Genomic DNA, 13,539 nt, shown 5'->3' on the forward strand with positions numbered 1-13,539 from the left:
CATGGATAACCACACCTTGCTCAAGACCGGCATCATCGGCTCGGTGATCGCTGCCGTATGCTGCGCAACACCGATTCTCGTGCTCCTGTTTGGCGTCCTGGGGCTGTCCGCCTGGGTCGGGTGGCTCGACTACGTGCTGATCCCGGTCCTCGTCATTTTTGTTGGCATCACCCTTTACGCACTGCATCGTCGGCGGGCGCAAGCCGCCTGCTGCGATGCCCGCATGAGGCGGAACGAGGAAGAGGGAGGATGAGATGAACAGCCGCGATCTGCATGTGGCCGTGATCGGCAGCGGCGCCGCCGCGATGGCGGCGGCGCTGAAATCCGTCGAACAAGGCGCCCGCGTAACGCTGATCGAGCGCGGCACCATTGGCGGCACCTGCGTCAACATCGGCTGCGTGCCGTCCAAGATCATGATTCGCGCCGCCCATATCGCTCACGTGCGCCGCGAAAGCCCGTTCGATGGCGGCATGCCGCCCATCGCACCGACGATCGTGCGCGAGCGGTTGCTGGCTCAGCAGCAGGCACGCGTCGATGAATTGCGCGACGCCAAGTACGCAAGCATCCTGGACGGCAACCCGGCGATCACCGTACTGCATGGTGAAGCGCGCTTCGAGGACGATCAGAGACTTGTCGTGCGTTTGAACAATGGTGGCGAGCACATCGTGGCGTTCGACCGCTGCCTGGTAGCGACCGGTGCCAGTCCGGCCGTGCCACCGATTCCGGGCTTGAAAACGTCCCCCTACTGGACCTCGACCGAGGCCCTGGCGAGCGACATCATTCCCGAACGCCTGGCCGTCATTGGCGCGTCGGTGGTGGCGCTGGAACTGGCGCAAGCCTTTGCCCGGCTGGGCAGCAAAGTGACGATTCTGGCCCGCAACACCTTACTTTTCCGGGAAGACCCGACCATCGGCGAGACCATCACATCGGCATTTCGCGCCGAAGGGATCGAGGTGCTGGAGCACACCGTGGCCAGTCAGGTCGTACATCGGGGCGGCGAATTCGTACTGACCACCGAGCACGACAGCGTTGTTGCTGACAAGCTGCTGGTCGCCACCGGCCGGACGCCGAACACACGCCGCCTGGCATTGGACGCGGCGGGGATCGCGGTCGATGCGCAAGGCGCCATCGTCATCGACAATGGCATGCGCACGAGCAGCCCGCACATTTACGCCGCCGGCGACTGTACCGATCAGCCGCAGTTTGTCTATGTGGCGGCAGCGGCCGGCACCCGTGCCGCGATCAACATGACCGGCGACGACGCGGCCCTTGACTTGTCCGCCATGCCGGCCGTGGTGTTCACCGATCCGCAAGTGGCCACCGTGGGTTACAGCGAGACGGAGGCGCACCACGACGGCATCGAGACCGACACCCGCACACTGACGCTCGACAACGTGCCGCGCGCGCTTGCCAACTTCGACACACGGGGTTTCATCAAGCTGGTGGCCGAAGCCGGCAGCGGGCGCTTGATCGGCGTGCAGGCGGTCGCTCCGGCAGCCGGCGAACTGATCCAGACGGCTGCCCTGGCGATCCACAAGCGCATGACGGTGCAGGAACTGGCCGATCTGTTGTTTCCCTATCTGACAATGGTCGAGGGCTTGAAGCTCGCGGCGCAGACCTTCAACAAGGATGTGAAGCAGCTTTCCTGCTGCGCCGGGTGAGGAAACTGCGGTGGTCGATGGCCGACATGAAACCCCGACGGCTGCTTGACACCAACACCCCGATTCAGGTGCCGCTCGCTGCGGCACGCAAGCGACAGGGCTTGACGAGCACGACCGAGCGTTTGAAGGGCGAGACCGCCCCGTCGTTTTGCAATTGCCTGAATGCACGGCTGACCGTCTCGCCGGACAGGCCCAAGTGCCAGGCAATGAGCCGCCTGGACCCGGGTAACCTGACGGCGCACGGAAAATCGTCGATACACCCCGCAGCCTCCTCTGGCTCTGGCGTTATCCGGACAAGGAATGCCGCCAACCGGGCCACCGCGGTCCGCCGGAAGTTGGATACGCTGGCCAGTATGCCGTTGATGTCGCGGGCCGTCTGCGCACGCAGACGGGCATGCAGCTCGGGCGCCGTCGCGAGCAGGGTCGCCAGCGCGTCGCTGCTCACATGGTGTCCGACCAGGGGGGCCGCCACTTTCATGGTGCGGAGTTCTTTCACGCACTCGACGATGGTCAGGGGCACAAACGCCTCGCCGGGCGAATACACCGCCCCGCCCACGCAGGTTCCGCCGGGGCCGACAACACCGCCCATGAGTGCGCCATGCTCGATGAACAGCGCACCATCAAATGCCCGCTCAGGCGAGCAGAGCGTGGCATTGACCGGCAGGCGAAGCAGAAGGGCCGACGCTTCGATACGGCGGCAGACGAGCGCGTCGGCACCGTCGAACAACGCGAAGCGCTGGGTCCAGTTCGAATGCGGCATTTATCACCTCGCGTCAAGACGCGCGCGCCGCGGCAAACGTTCTGCCGCGGCGCGCGCTACGATCGGCCCAGCTTACTTCAGCGCAAGGATGAACTGCACCAGGTTTCTGAGATCGTCATCCTTGATGGTCGGGTTGGGCGGCATCGGAATGGCGCCCCAGTTACCCTTGCCGCCTTTCTTGACGGCGGTCATCAGGCGCGCTTGCGCGCCGGCATCGCCCGCGTACTTCTTGGCGACGTCCTTCCAGGCGGGGCCGACCTTCTTGGCGTTGACGTCGTGGCAAGCCAGACAGTTGGCCTTCTTGGCGATGTCCAGCGGCTCGGCGGCGAGGGCGGAGCCCGCGACACCGGTTGCAAGCAGGGCTGTGACGATGATTGTTTTCATGCAAATCTCCAGGGTTTCGGGGATGGAAAACGGGGCCCGAGGGCCCCGGTGAGTTCAAGCGGCGACGGCCTCAGACGATGTCGCGCGGTTTGAGGGTCATGCTGGTGAAGCTGTGCTTGTAGGGCGACTCGCCGACCTTGGTGAGCACACCGCGCCCGAGCTTGTAGCGGTAGTTGTTGGTCATTGGGTCGGGCACCGCGTGCACCACGGAGTTCGCGGGCGCCTGCGGGTAGTTGAAGTTGGCCATCACCACGCCGGGCCGCATCTCTTCCGACACGATCGCAACCGCGACGAACTGACCGTCGGTAGTCTTGATGTGGCCGTTCTTCATTAAGGTATCGAAGTACAGGTCGTCTTCCTTGACGCCCTGCGGTTCGCCCATCTGGATATAGACAGTGTCGTTGTAGACCTGGACGAAGTCGCCCGATTCGATGCCACGCGGTTTGGCTTCGTCCGGGTGCATGATCAGCATCGGATACGGCCAGCGTTGCGACAGATACGGCTTGCGCAGATCGTCGAAACCGGACTGCCAGGTTTCATTGACCCGCCCGTTGGTTACCCACACCTCGCCCTTTTCCTTGCGCGGCAATGCGGCCTTGTAGAACTGGCTCCAGCCCGGGTAGTCCCATGGCGTCTTGAGCAGGATCGCCTTGCCGCTGTGGGTGCCGAAGGCGTACAACCACTTGCGCTTGACCTCCTGGCCTTCGACCTCATCCCAATCGTTGGCCGGGTCGTGCAGACGCTGGGTGCCGACCAGTTCGCCATCCTTCATGCGGATCGGCGTCTGGATGCCGTCGGTGCCGTAGGTGCGCAGCAGTTCATGCCCCTTGACACCTTTTTCCTTCGCCTTGACAACCAACGGGTGATAGTTGAGCACACCATTGCGGCCGAAGCGAGCCGCCTCTTCGAACACGTCGTTCGAATTCTTCCACTGGTAGGAACCGTCCTTGTCGTAGCCCATTTTCTGGGCGAACTTGGCAATGATCCACCAGTCCGGTTTCGCCTCGCCCGGTGCATCGTAGAACTTGCTGTAAAGGCGCAGCCGGCGCTCGGAGTTACAGCGGGTGAAGTTGTCCTCGCCCCAGGTCGCGGCCGGCAGGACGATGTCGGCGTATTCGGTGCCCACCGGCACGCAGGGGTAGATGTCGGAGTTGGCGATGACCGTGCCGCCCGAGTCGACCCGCTGCTTGAGCGTCTCGAAGATCGCCTTGCGGTCGAGGCTGGAGATCTGGTGCGGGTTGCCGCGGGTGAGGCTGAACATTTTGTCCTGCAGTGCCTGTGAGGCCATCATGGCGGCCGTCCAGGTGGTACCGATGACCCAGGCGAAGCGGACGTTGCCGTTCATCATCCAGCGGTCGAGGTTGAAGCTCTTCTTGCGACGGCCCGGATATTTCTCGGGCGACAACCAGCCCGATCCGCCCCCCGCGCTCATGCCGCCGCGCTGATGGCCACCGCCGCGCGATATCATCTGGCCCGGCCGGTTGCCGGAGCCACAGATCAGCCCCAGCGATGCCAGTGAAGCGCTGTTCATGTAGTTGTTGGTCCAGTAGTTGCCCTTCTCGAGCATGAAGCTGGCCTTGACGCGGGTGCCGTCAGCCTTCGGCTTGGCGATCCACTCGGCGGCCTTGCGAATATCCTCGGCCCTGAGGCCGGTGATCTTCGCTGCGGTCTCCAACTCACCCTCTTTCTGCTTCAGGATCCAGGCCGAGTAATCCTTCCAGTCGCTCTGCCACTTGCCCCATGTGGTGCGCCACTGCCAGCCGGTGTTGCGGGTGCCACGGCCATAGCCGGAATCGACCTCCCATTTGTTGGCGACCCATTTGTCGATGAACGCCTGATCCTGCCAGCCGTTCTCAACGATGATGCGCGCCAGCGCCAGGTGCAGCACGGTGTCGGTACCCGGAATGATCGGCAGCCACATGCCGCGGCCGGTGCTCTCGGCCCAGGCCACGCCCATGGTGCGGTGAGGGGTGACGAAGATGAACTTCTTGTCGCCCGGCATCATCCACTGGGTGAACAGCGTGGTCTTGGTCTCGTACGGATCGACGCCGGACAGGAAGGCCACTTCGCAGTCCGCCCAATCCTGATCGCTGGAGGCGAAGGAGTTGACCCCGGCGTCGTCGAGACCGGTGGCATCGTTGGTGGCCGAGGCCTTGTCGTGCCAGGCGAAGGCGGGCGTACCGATGCTGGTCATGCCCAGCTTGGTGATGGCGTAGGTGTTCTCGAAGTACTGGTACGAATAGGTCTTCATCGCCCAGGCATGCTCACCGTACTTGGCGAGAATGTACTGCGAGATGTCGGCCATCACCTCGGTAGCCAGATCCCAACTCACCGGCATCAGCGTGCCGCGCACCCGGATCATCGGGTAGAGCAGTCGCTCGGAGGTGCGGTTGGACGGGTTGTAGCACTTCTGCGCCAGGGTGCCGCCGCGGATCGAGTGGTTGCCGCCGGGGTTAACCACGGTGGTGTCGCGATCGGGCAACACCAAAACATGGTGCGAGCGCCCGTTGTGATTGACGATGTTGTGCTGCGCCGGACTCGCCCAGGCACCAAAGATCTGTTGATGAGGGAAGTCGGCATTGAAAGCGTTGTCCTTGGCCTTCATGCCGCCTTCCTTGCCCACCGGCCAGCGATAGACCTTGTAGCCACAGGCCACGGTGCAGTAGTCGCAGGCGGTGGTCATCACCTCTGCGTCCTTGGGCGGCAGCGGAACGCTGTCCTGTGGCGCTTGCATGAACGTACCTGCGCCGCCTTGCTTGATGTTTTCACTCATGATGATTCTCCTTGTGCTTAGCGGCCGGCGCGGTTGCTGCTATAGCCATAGATCAGGCCCTGCACGCCGACGGCATAGATGTCGTCGCCGCGCACTTCAAGGACGATCTGCGGCAGGCTTTCCGTCGCATGCCCCGAGATGACCATGCCGTGACGCGTCAGGTCGAAGGTGGTCAAGTGCAGCGGACACGGGCCGAGTGCCTGGTGCTTCGCCTTGTACGTCCCCTGCAGCGGCCCCCCCATATGGGTGCATTGCTGGTTGAAGGCCACCACGTCGGCCTGAGGCCCCACGCCACCACCGGCTTCGGCGCCAAGCTTGACCAGGATGTTGTTCACGTCCGGATACGGGTAGGCGAATTCAAGTGGCTCCCCGGTCTTGAGTCTCGAAAGCTTGCCGATCTTGACGGCCGGATAGTCGGCCTTGAGGGCTTTGAGCGCCGCGACGGCTGTTCCGGGCAGCGATGCGAGTGTCACCATCGCGCCTCCGGCGAGCAGAAAACTGCGGCGGCTCATGCAAGCGCGCTCACCACCATGCGCAGGGTCGTCGTGATGCAGATGAATCGGATGCGTTGTCATGGTTGATCTCCTTACTGGGTGGCCAGCGGCTGGTAGTCGCCCGGCAGCTTCGGATCGTCGTGAATCAGGGGCTCGGTCATCGACAGGGCCTCGACGAAGGCCACAAGATCCTTCGACTCCTGCTCGGTCAGGCCGAGCGGCTTGAGCTTGTCGGTCTTGCCTGGCGCTGTGCCACCGCCGGCGTTGTAGAACGCCACCACCTCGTCGAGCGTCGCCAGCGTGCCGTTATGCATGTACGGGCCCGTGTACTTGACCTCTCGCAAGCTCGGCGTACGGAACTTGCCGATGTCTTTCGGATTCTTGGTCTGGTAGTAGTAGCCCTTGTCCCGATCAGCGTGGCGGTAGCCGTCCTCGGTAGTGCCTTTCTGGTACTGCTCCCAGCGATGAGTGATCTGCAACAGCGGGTCTTCGGCCAGATCGGGGTGTTCGGGCAGGCCGAGGTTGTAGAAGCGCTGATCTGAGGCAAGCGGGCCGTTGTGGCAGGCGATGCAACCGGCCTTGCCGCTGAAGAGCGCGTAGCCACGCTGGGCTTCCGCGCTCATGGCCGCCTTGTCACCGGCTTGCCAGCGATCGAAAGGCACCCTGGTGGCATCGGACACCACCGTGCGCTGATAGGCGGCAATCGCGGCGTAGGCCTGGGTCATGCGCGGCCAATCGGCACCGAACACGTTCTTGAACGCGGCGACATACTCGGGGATGAAGCGCAGGCGCATCTCCATCAGCGAGCGGTCGCCATTGCCGGCCACCCCGCCTTCGGCGGCCGAAGGCGCCTGGGCTTCGAGACTGGTCACACTGCCGGCCCAGAACAGCTTGTTGTAATAGGCGCTGTTGACGATGGTCTGCGAGTTGCGCCAGTGTTTGGTGCCCGGGTAGCCGCGCGAGATGGCGCCGCCATCGCCCCAGCCCAGGGCCGGCAAATGGCAGGAGACGCACGGCGTGGAGCCGTCCCCGGAGAGGCGGTTGTCCCAGAACAGTTGTTTGCCGAGGGCAACCTTGTCGGCCGTCATCGGGTTGTCGGCCGGCACCGGCACAGGCGGCAACGGCCCCAGCGGCGGAAATTTTGCATCGCCCGCAGCGGCGCTGGCAGCAGTACAGACCGCGGCCACGGCCAACGCGAGGCGAATGGATCGAATGTGTCCCATGGCGTTCTCCTCAGTTCTTGCCGAATTGGCGCGGCTGGTAGTCAGGAAGTGTCGGCGCGACGACATTGAGCGGCTCGCCCGATAACGCTTCGAGGAATGCCACCAGCGCCTTTTTCTCGCTGCCCGACAGGCCCAGCGGCGTCAGTTCGCTGCCCTGGCCACCGCCCTGGTTGTAAAAATCGACCACCTGATCGAGCGTGGTGAGCATGCCGTTGTGCATGTAGGGCGCGGTGTATTTGAGTTCGCGCAGACTCGGCGTGGCGAACTTGTTCATGTCGGCCGGATCCTTGGAGATGGCGTAGTGGCCGAGATCCGTGCGGGCGTTCATGTAGTTGGGCATGCCGCTGGTCGCGTAGTGACGCAGCAGGGTGACGGTGCGATTCGGGTTCTTCAGCACCTCGGGGTTCTCCGGCACGCCGGTATTGTGGACCTGCCCGTCAGAGCCCAGCGGGCCGTTATGGCAGGCCACGCACCCACCCTTGCCGGTGAAGATCTCGTAGCCGTCCTTCTGCTGCGAAGTCAGCGCGCTGCCATCGCCCTTGAGGAAGCGATCGATCGGCGCGTTCTGAGAGACCAGCGTCTTCACGTACTCGCCGACCACGCCGTACACGCGCATGCCGTTGATGTCGTCCTTGCGAAATTTCTGCCACATGGCAACGTACTCGGGCACCTGCGACAGGCGCTCCTGCATCAGGCGCGAATCCATATTCATGGTATGCGCCTCGGTGAGCATGTCGCGCACCAGAGTGCCCATGTCGGCGCCATCGAGCCGGCCGTCCCACATGAAGACGTTCTTGAAGCGGCTGTTGATCAGCGTGGGCGCATTGCGGAAATACTCGACCGACGGGTAGCCGGCCGAGAGCGGCATGCCGTCGGAAAAACCCTTGGCGGGATCGTGGCAGGAGGCACAGGACACCCCCATGTCGCCCGACAAACGGGTATCGAAGAACAGATGTTTGCCCAGCTCGACCATATCGGCGTTGCCGGCCTTGGCCTCCGGCAGGGCTTGCAGCTCGGCCTTGCCATCGGCGGCCGCGACGGTGCCGGCGACGAAGGCCAGCCCGACGAGCGCCGCGATGCGCGACAGCCTGCGGATGGATTGATGCGTTGTCATGAGTTTCCCCTTGTCGATCTCGAATGGACCTCGGAACGGGCTCAACAGCCCTATTCGCATCAGGGGTAATGCAGCTTGCGTGCCAGCGCCTCGCGACGCTTCGACGCGTGCCGAGCGAGTGCCGGCAATCCGTTAAGAATTAGGAAGTTAGCGATATGCGGCCGGCCAGATGGCTGAAACCGATGGAGATCGCGGGTGGTTAAAATTTGATCGGACGCAAGATTTATGACCGGTTAAAAATTAACCGTCTGCGCTTTCCAGCCCGTAGGCCCGCAGCTTGGTGCGCAGCGTCAGCCGGGTGATGCCGAGCACCTCGGCGGCGTGGGTCTTGTTGCCCTCAACCTCGGCCATCACGAACAGTATGTGATCGCGCTCGACCTCGGACAGTGCGCGCATGGGCGAGCCCTTGGCCGCGGGCTCGTCACTGGCCGCGCCATGTCGCAGCTCGGCCGGAAGGGCATCCAGCGTCAGGGTGTCGCTGGCACACAGGATCGCCGCGCGCTCGACCACGTTGCGCAACTCACGCACATTGCCGGGCCAGGCGTAGGCGGTCAGGCAATGCGCGGCCTGCGGGTCAATACGGGCAATGCGTCGCTGCACGACCGGTGCGATCTCGGTCAGAAAATGCTCGACCAGCGGCAGGATGTCGTCGGGCCGGTGGCGCAGCGGCGGGACATCGATGGTGCCGACGTTGAGCCGGTAGTAGAGATCTTCGCGGAAGCTGCCCGCGGCGACCATGGCGGCGAGGTCGCGGTTGGTGGCCGAGACGAAGCGCACGTCGACCTGGATTTCGCGGTGACCTCCGAGGCGCCGGAAGGCCTGGGTTTCAAGCACCCGCAACAACTTGGGCTGCAAGGCGGCGGAGAGGTCGCCGATCTCGTCGAGAAACAGCGTGCCGCCGTCGGCCAGCTCAAGCAGACCGCGCTTCATCTGCTTGGCGTCGGTGAACGCCCCTTTTTCGTAGCCGAATAATTCCGCTTCGAGCAGGCCTTCGGGCAGCGCCGAGCAGTTCAGGTCGATCCAGGCGCCGTTGGCGCGGTCTGACCGGCAGTGGATGGTTTGCGCCACACGCTCCTTGCCGGTCCCCGACTCGCCGCGGATGAGCACCGGCACCCGACCGGCGCTGGCGATACGCTCGGTGACCGACAGGCATTCGCGAAAGGCCGCGCTCTGGCCGATCAAGCCGTCGGGCCGGCAGGTGTTGCTGCGCACCCGTCGCCACTCGACCTCGTGGCGCAGCCGGCGGGTTTCGAGCGCCCGGCCGAGCGACTGGCGCAGGTCTTCGAGATCGAAGGGCTTGTGGATGTAGTCGTAGGCGCCAGCGCGCAGCGCGCCGATGGCGGTCTGCAGTTCGGGGAAGGCGGTAATGATGATGACCGGCGCGTCACACCCCATCTCATTGAGTGCGGCGAGCACGTCGAGGCCGCCCATGTCGGGCAGGCGCAGGTCGAGCAGCACCAGGTCGACCCGCCGGTGGCGGGCGATGTCGACGCCGGCCGCGCCGTTTTCGGCCTCGTACACGTGATAGCCCCTGCGCGCCAGGAAGCTGCCCACCGTCACCCGGATGGTGGTGTCGTCCTCAATCATCAAGATGGATGCGTTCATGGCGTCTCCGACAGGGGCCAGGTCAGATGGAAGGTGGTGCCGTGCCCCGGCGCGCTGTCGATATGGACGAGGGCACCGTGCACCTGCGTGATCTTGCGCACGATGGACAGGCCGAGGCCGGTGCCGGTCTCCCGGGTAGTGAAGAAGGGTTCGAACACCTGGTTGACGATCTCCGACGGCATGCCGACGCCGGTATCGCTGACATGGAAATGCAGCATGCCGTCGGCCACGTCGTCGGCCGTGATGCGCAATGTGCCGCCCTCGGGCATGGCGTGCAAGGCGTTGATGAACAGGTTGAGCAGCAGTTGCTTGAGCTGCTGCGGGTCGGCCTGCACCGGCGGCGCAGTGTCGAGCCCCAGCCATTCGACGCGCACGCCAGCGCTACGTGCCTCCTTGCGCACCCAGAAACACACGTCCTCGACCACCTCGGCCAGCGCGCAGGCACGCGTCACCGGCACTGGCGCGGCCGCGAAACCGCGAAAGCTCTTCAGGAAGCCGGCGAGGCGGTCGATCTCGGCCTCCAGCCGGCTCAGTGCTTCGGGCACACCGGTCGGCAGGTCTTCTTCATACAGCAGGGCCTGGGCGACGGCCTTCATGCCCGCCAAGGGATTACCGATTTCATGGGCCAGGCCCATCGACAGCTCGCCGAAGGAGATCAGCTTTTCCATCTGGAACATGTGCCGGTCGAGTTCGCGGCGCTCGTCGGCGAGCTGCCGCTCAACGCTGACATCGCGCACCACCAACAGCACACCTTCGGCGTAGGCGGTGACAGTCATCGCCAGCACCTGGCCCGGCGCGACGACATCTTCGCGCCATCCGCGGCCCGCTTCCAGCGCCTCGGTCGCACGCGCCGCCAGCGCAGTCCAGGGCGGCCAGACATCGGCAAACGCCGGGTGTTCGGCCGCCCGTGGCGCATCGACGCGCAGCAACTTCACGGCCTGCGCATTGGCCAGGCGCAGTCGCCCGGACCGGTCTACCGCCAGCACGCCATCGCCCAGATGCTGGATCAGCGTCGCCAGGAAGGCGCGCTCCTGCTCCAGATCGCGGGTACGCGCCTTAACCTCCCGCTCCAACCCGTCGCGCTGGCGTTCGAGTGAGTCGTACAGCCTCTGCAACCGGGCAGCCATGGCATTAAAGCGCGCGCCGAGGGCGGAGATTTCGTCGTTTCCGGGGATGGTCACGCGTCGGCTGAAGTCGCCCGCAGCGATGGCCTCGGTCTCTTGCGACAGCGCGTCCATCGGCCCGAGCAGGCGGCGTGAGATCACAAAACCGCCGATCGCGGTCACCGCCAGCGCGAGCAGCAGGACGGCGTACAGCAGGTAAAGATTGAGTACCCGCTCGAACAGGCTGCGTTCGGGAAAGGCCAGTGCCACCGCCCACTGGCTGGCATCGCCGGCCGCCCCGACCGGCGCCACGGCCAGAATCCACTCGCCCGCGGCCAGCGTGGTGATCCGCTGTGCGGCGAGCATTCGCTCGACCAGCGCTGCGTCGAACTGTGCCGCGAGGTCCGCCACCGGACGCATGCGCATGCCCTGGCTCGCTTCACCCGCCGCGCGCGCCAGGTAATGTCCGGCGCGGTCGAACAGGAAGGCGGTGCCGCGGCGGGCGTCGGCCATCTGCTGTATCTGGCCGAGCAGCACGTCGGCGTGCAGGTTGACGATCAACAGCCCGGGCGCCCGCGTGGCCGTGCCGGGCACCACGGTGCCGAGCCGGATCACCGGGCGCTCGGGCGTCTCGGTGTGGCCAAACTCGACGTTCAGGTCCAGCGGCGAGATGTAGATGCGACCGGGCGGCGTGGTCAGCGCGTCGCGCACATAGTAGCGGTCGGATTTGTCCTGCAGGCGGTCGGGCGGGGTCACGCGCACCTGGCCATCGATCCGGTCGACCCGCACCTGCTCCTGCCCCTCGGCGCTGAGGTAGCGGATCTGATAGAGATACTGGTAGATACCCGACAGCCGCGCCAGCGCCACCTCGGTGCTCGCCCGTGCGCTCGTTTCGTTGTCTGACCCAATGGCATCGCGAAAGGCGTCGAGCTCGGGCGCCGACGACAACGCCAGCAACTGCGCCGAGATCTGCTGCAGGAAGCTGTCGATGCCCTCGCCACGCAGGCTGACCTCCTGCTTGAGCCCGGCCAGGGTCTCGCCGCGCAACGCATCGACCGAAAAATACACCCCGATGATGCCGGCCACTGCCGTCGGCAGCACCGCCGCCACCAGAAAGGCGAGGTAGATGCGGCGGGTGAGGCCACCGAGGCGGGGCCAGGTCGGCATGTGGATCACACTACAGTCCAAGCTGATCTCACGGTGCGTCGATCCGTGCCTTGACTGCCGCGTGCATGACGGTCGGCCAATCCCATTCGCGATGCGTCTCGCCGGGCTACTTGTTGGGGGCATCGAGCCTCGACTCGCGGATCGGAGCCGTTGCATTTGACCCACTCGGTGTTGCCGCCGCGCAACAGACCGGCAAGCTGGTAGTCGGACCGTGTATCCAACGCCGGCATGACGGTGCCGAGGATCGCGGCCGGGTCGCAGTCGACCACCACCGCCACCGGAAAGGGCGCCGCACGCACCTCCCAGGGCGAGATATTGAGCACCTGGAAGAACATTGGCAGCTTCTTCCAGTCATCGCCCATGCTCTGCGCGACGCGCTCGGGCGTGCCGAACAGGTCGGCCAGCACCGCCATGGCTTGCGGCACGCCGCAGCTGATCAGCTTTTCGAATATCAGTGCCGGTCCGTCGGCACGCAGCACGTGGTCGGCGATCTCGGTCTCCAGATTCGTATCGACCGGCACGGTGATCCGCTTGAGTTTGCCGCGCACTTCGAATTGGTCGATGAAATCGCGCAGATCCTGATACCACATGAGGTCTTCTCGGTTGAAGGCTGAGGCAGATTATAGGCGCCCGACGCAGTACCTACGCGTGGTGCGCGTGCCCGCCGGACGGCCCGCCCCGGCACCTTATAGACTATTCACGATCTTCCAGGCAGAAAAAAAGGAAGAATGACGAGCTTGCGCTCCCAGTTCTTCCATAGCCGGTGGCATTTGTCGATCCAAGCACACGAGCGCTCGACCACCCAGCGCTTTGGCATCACGGCAAAGGTACGCAATTCGCAGCGCTTGGCGATTGGGAGCTGCGCACCGATCAGCGCTTCGTCCGCCTGTGGAAAGGGGCCACGAGCAGATCGGGAAGGATCTGGGCCGCATCGAGCATCGCCGCTGCTCTGCCTTCGATCTATTCGACTGCCTGCTCAGCGCCTCGCAGAGGCCCGATCTGAGCACTGTCGAAGTGATCGACTCCGAGCGCGCGATCAAGGGCAAGACCATCCGCGATCAGCGTTACTACATCACCAGCTTGCCGCCCGACGCGCAGCGCCCGGCACAGGCCATCTGCTTCACTGGCCGTCGAGAATCGCCTTCACTGGTGCAAGGGCGGCATCAACGTCCGCCGACTTATCGCTGCAAGATTCGACCATTACCGCGAACAGCTATTCGGCCTCGGGAGATAGCTGGTTCGAGCGATTACCCTG

At 64.5% G+C, this 13,539-nt stretch carries 10 protein-coding genes and 1 pseudogene; 2 read left to right on the top strand and 9 right to left on the bottom strand.

The features are described 5' to 3' along the window. Nucleotide 1: 1 nt before the first annotated feature. Nucleotides 2-253, top strand: a complete 252-nt coding sequence (gene merF / locus I8J34_RS03760; protein ID WP_214360033.1) for a mercury resistance system transport protein MerF — start codon at nucleotides 2-4, stop codon at nucleotides 251-253. A gap of 22 nt (nucleotides 254-275) precedes the next feature. Next, nucleotides 276-1,661, top strand: a complete 1,386-nt coding sequence (gene merA / locus I8J34_RS03765) for a mercury(II) reductase (RefSeq protein ID WP_431193974.1) — start codon at nucleotides 276-278, stop codon at nucleotides 1,659-1,661. 64 nt (nucleotides 1,662-1,725) lie between these two features. On the opposite strand, the gene I8J34_RS03770 is transcribed toward merA, so the two are convergent. The 9 genes and pseudogenes from I8J34_RS03770 to I8J34_RS03810 all read right to left on the bottom strand — a co-directional run. Further along, entirely contained in the window at nucleotides 1,726-2,421 is a 696-nt protein-coding gene (locus I8J34_RS03770; protein ID WP_214360034.1) for a Crp/Fnr family transcriptional regulator, read from the bottom strand. Nucleotides 2,422-2,493: 72 nt separating this feature from the next. Continuing rightward, complete coding sequence (locus I8J34_RS03775) at nucleotides 2,494-2,805, bottom strand: c-type cytochrome (protein WP_214360035.1); 312 nt, start codon at nucleotides 2,803-2,805, stop codon at nucleotides 2,494-2,496. Nucleotides 2,806-2,875: 70 nt separating this feature from the next. Beyond that, nucleotides 2,876-5,578, bottom strand: a complete 2,703-nt coding sequence (gene idrA / locus I8J34_RS03780; protein WP_214360036.1) for an iodate reductase subunit IdrA — start codon at nucleotides 5,576-5,578, stop codon at nucleotides 2,876-2,878. Nucleotides 5,579-5,595: 17 nt separating this feature from the next. After that, the gene (idrB, locus tag I8J34_RS03785) at nucleotides 5,596-6,153 is read right to left on the bottom strand and encodes an iodate reductase subunit IdrB (RefSeq protein ID WP_214360037.1); all 558 of its coding nucleotides are present in this window, start codon (nucleotides 6,151-6,153) and stop codon (nucleotides 5,596-5,598) included. An 11-nt stretch (nucleotides 6,154-6,164) separates the two neighbouring features. Beyond that, nucleotides 6,165-7,295, bottom strand: a complete 1,131-nt coding sequence (idrP1, locus tag I8J34_RS03790) for an iodate reductase cytochrome-c peroxidase IdrP1 (RefSeq protein WP_214360038.1) — start codon at nucleotides 7,293-7,295, stop codon at nucleotides 6,165-6,167. 10 nt (nucleotides 7,296-7,305) lie between these two features. Beyond that, a complete protein-coding gene (gene idrP2, locus I8J34_RS03795) occupies nucleotides 7,306-8,409 on the bottom strand; it encodes an iodate reductase cytochrome-c peroxidase IdrP2 (RefSeq protein WP_214360039.1) in 1,104 nt (367 codons plus the stop codon). A gap of 240 nt (nucleotides 8,410-8,649) precedes the next feature. Next, the gene (locus I8J34_RS03800) at nucleotides 8,650-10,014 is read right to left on the bottom strand and encodes a sigma-54-dependent transcriptional regulator (protein ID WP_214360040.1); all 1,365 of its coding nucleotides are present in this window, start codon (nucleotides 10,012-10,014) and stop codon (nucleotides 8,650-8,652) included. Further along, nucleotides 10,011-12,284: a PAS domain-containing sensor histidine kinase gene (locus I8J34_RS03805; RefSeq protein ID WP_214360041.1), complete on the bottom strand. Its 2,274-nt coding sequence runs from the start codon at nucleotides 12,282-12,284 to the stop codon at nucleotides 10,011-10,013. Before I8J34_RS03805 ends, I8J34_RS03800 begins: the two co-directional genes overlap by 4 nt. Before the next feature lie 125 nt (nucleotides 12,285-12,409). Beyond that, nucleotides 12,410-12,874: pseudogene (locus tag I8J34_RS03810) on the bottom strand (UbiD family decarboxylase domain-containing protein); the annotation flags it as partial. Nucleotides 12,875-13,539 lie beyond the last annotated feature (665 nt).

This window comes from Denitromonas iodatirespirans, from assembly GCF_018524365.1.
GTDB classification, from domain to species: domain Bacteria; phylum Pseudomonadota; class Gammaproteobacteria; order Burkholderiales; family Rhodocyclaceae; genus Nitrogeniibacter; species Nitrogeniibacter iodatirespirans.

Excerpts from the sequence above, each read along its gene's own strand:
- merF (WP_214360033.1), top strand. The coding sequence starts at position 2 with ATGGATAACCACACCTTGCTCAAGACCGGCATCATCGGCTCGGTGATC.
- idrA (WP_214360036.1), bottom strand. The coding sequence starts at position 5,578 with ATGAGTGAAAACATCAAGCAAGGCGGCGCAGGTACGTTCATGCAAGCG.
- I8J34_RS03800 (WP_214360040.1), bottom strand. The coding sequence starts at position 10,014 with ATGAACGCATCCATCTTGATGATTGAGGACGACACCACCATCCGGGTG.
- idrP1 (WP_214360038.1), bottom strand. The coding sequence starts at position 7,295 with ATGGGACACATTCGATCCATTCGCCTCGCGTTGGCCGTGGCCGCGGTC.
- idrB (WP_214360037.1), bottom strand. The coding sequence starts at position 6,153 with ATGACAACGCATCCGATTCATCTGCATCACGACGACCCTGCGCATGGT.
- I8J34_RS03805 (WP_214360041.1), bottom strand. The coding sequence starts at position 12,284 with ATGCCGACCTGGCCCCGCCTCGGTGGCCTCACCCGCCGCATCTACCTC.
- I8J34_RS03775 (WP_214360035.1), bottom strand. The coding sequence starts at position 2,805 with ATGAAAACAATCATCGTCACAGCCCTGCTTGCAACCGGTGTCGCGGGC.
- I8J34_RS03770 (WP_214360034.1), bottom strand. The coding sequence starts at position 2,421 with ATGCCGCATTCGAACTGGACCCAGCGCTTCGCGTTGTTCGACGGTGCC.
- idrP2 (WP_214360039.1), bottom strand. The coding sequence starts at position 8,409 with ATGACAACGCATCAATCCATCCGCAGGCTGTCGCGCATCGCGGCGCTC.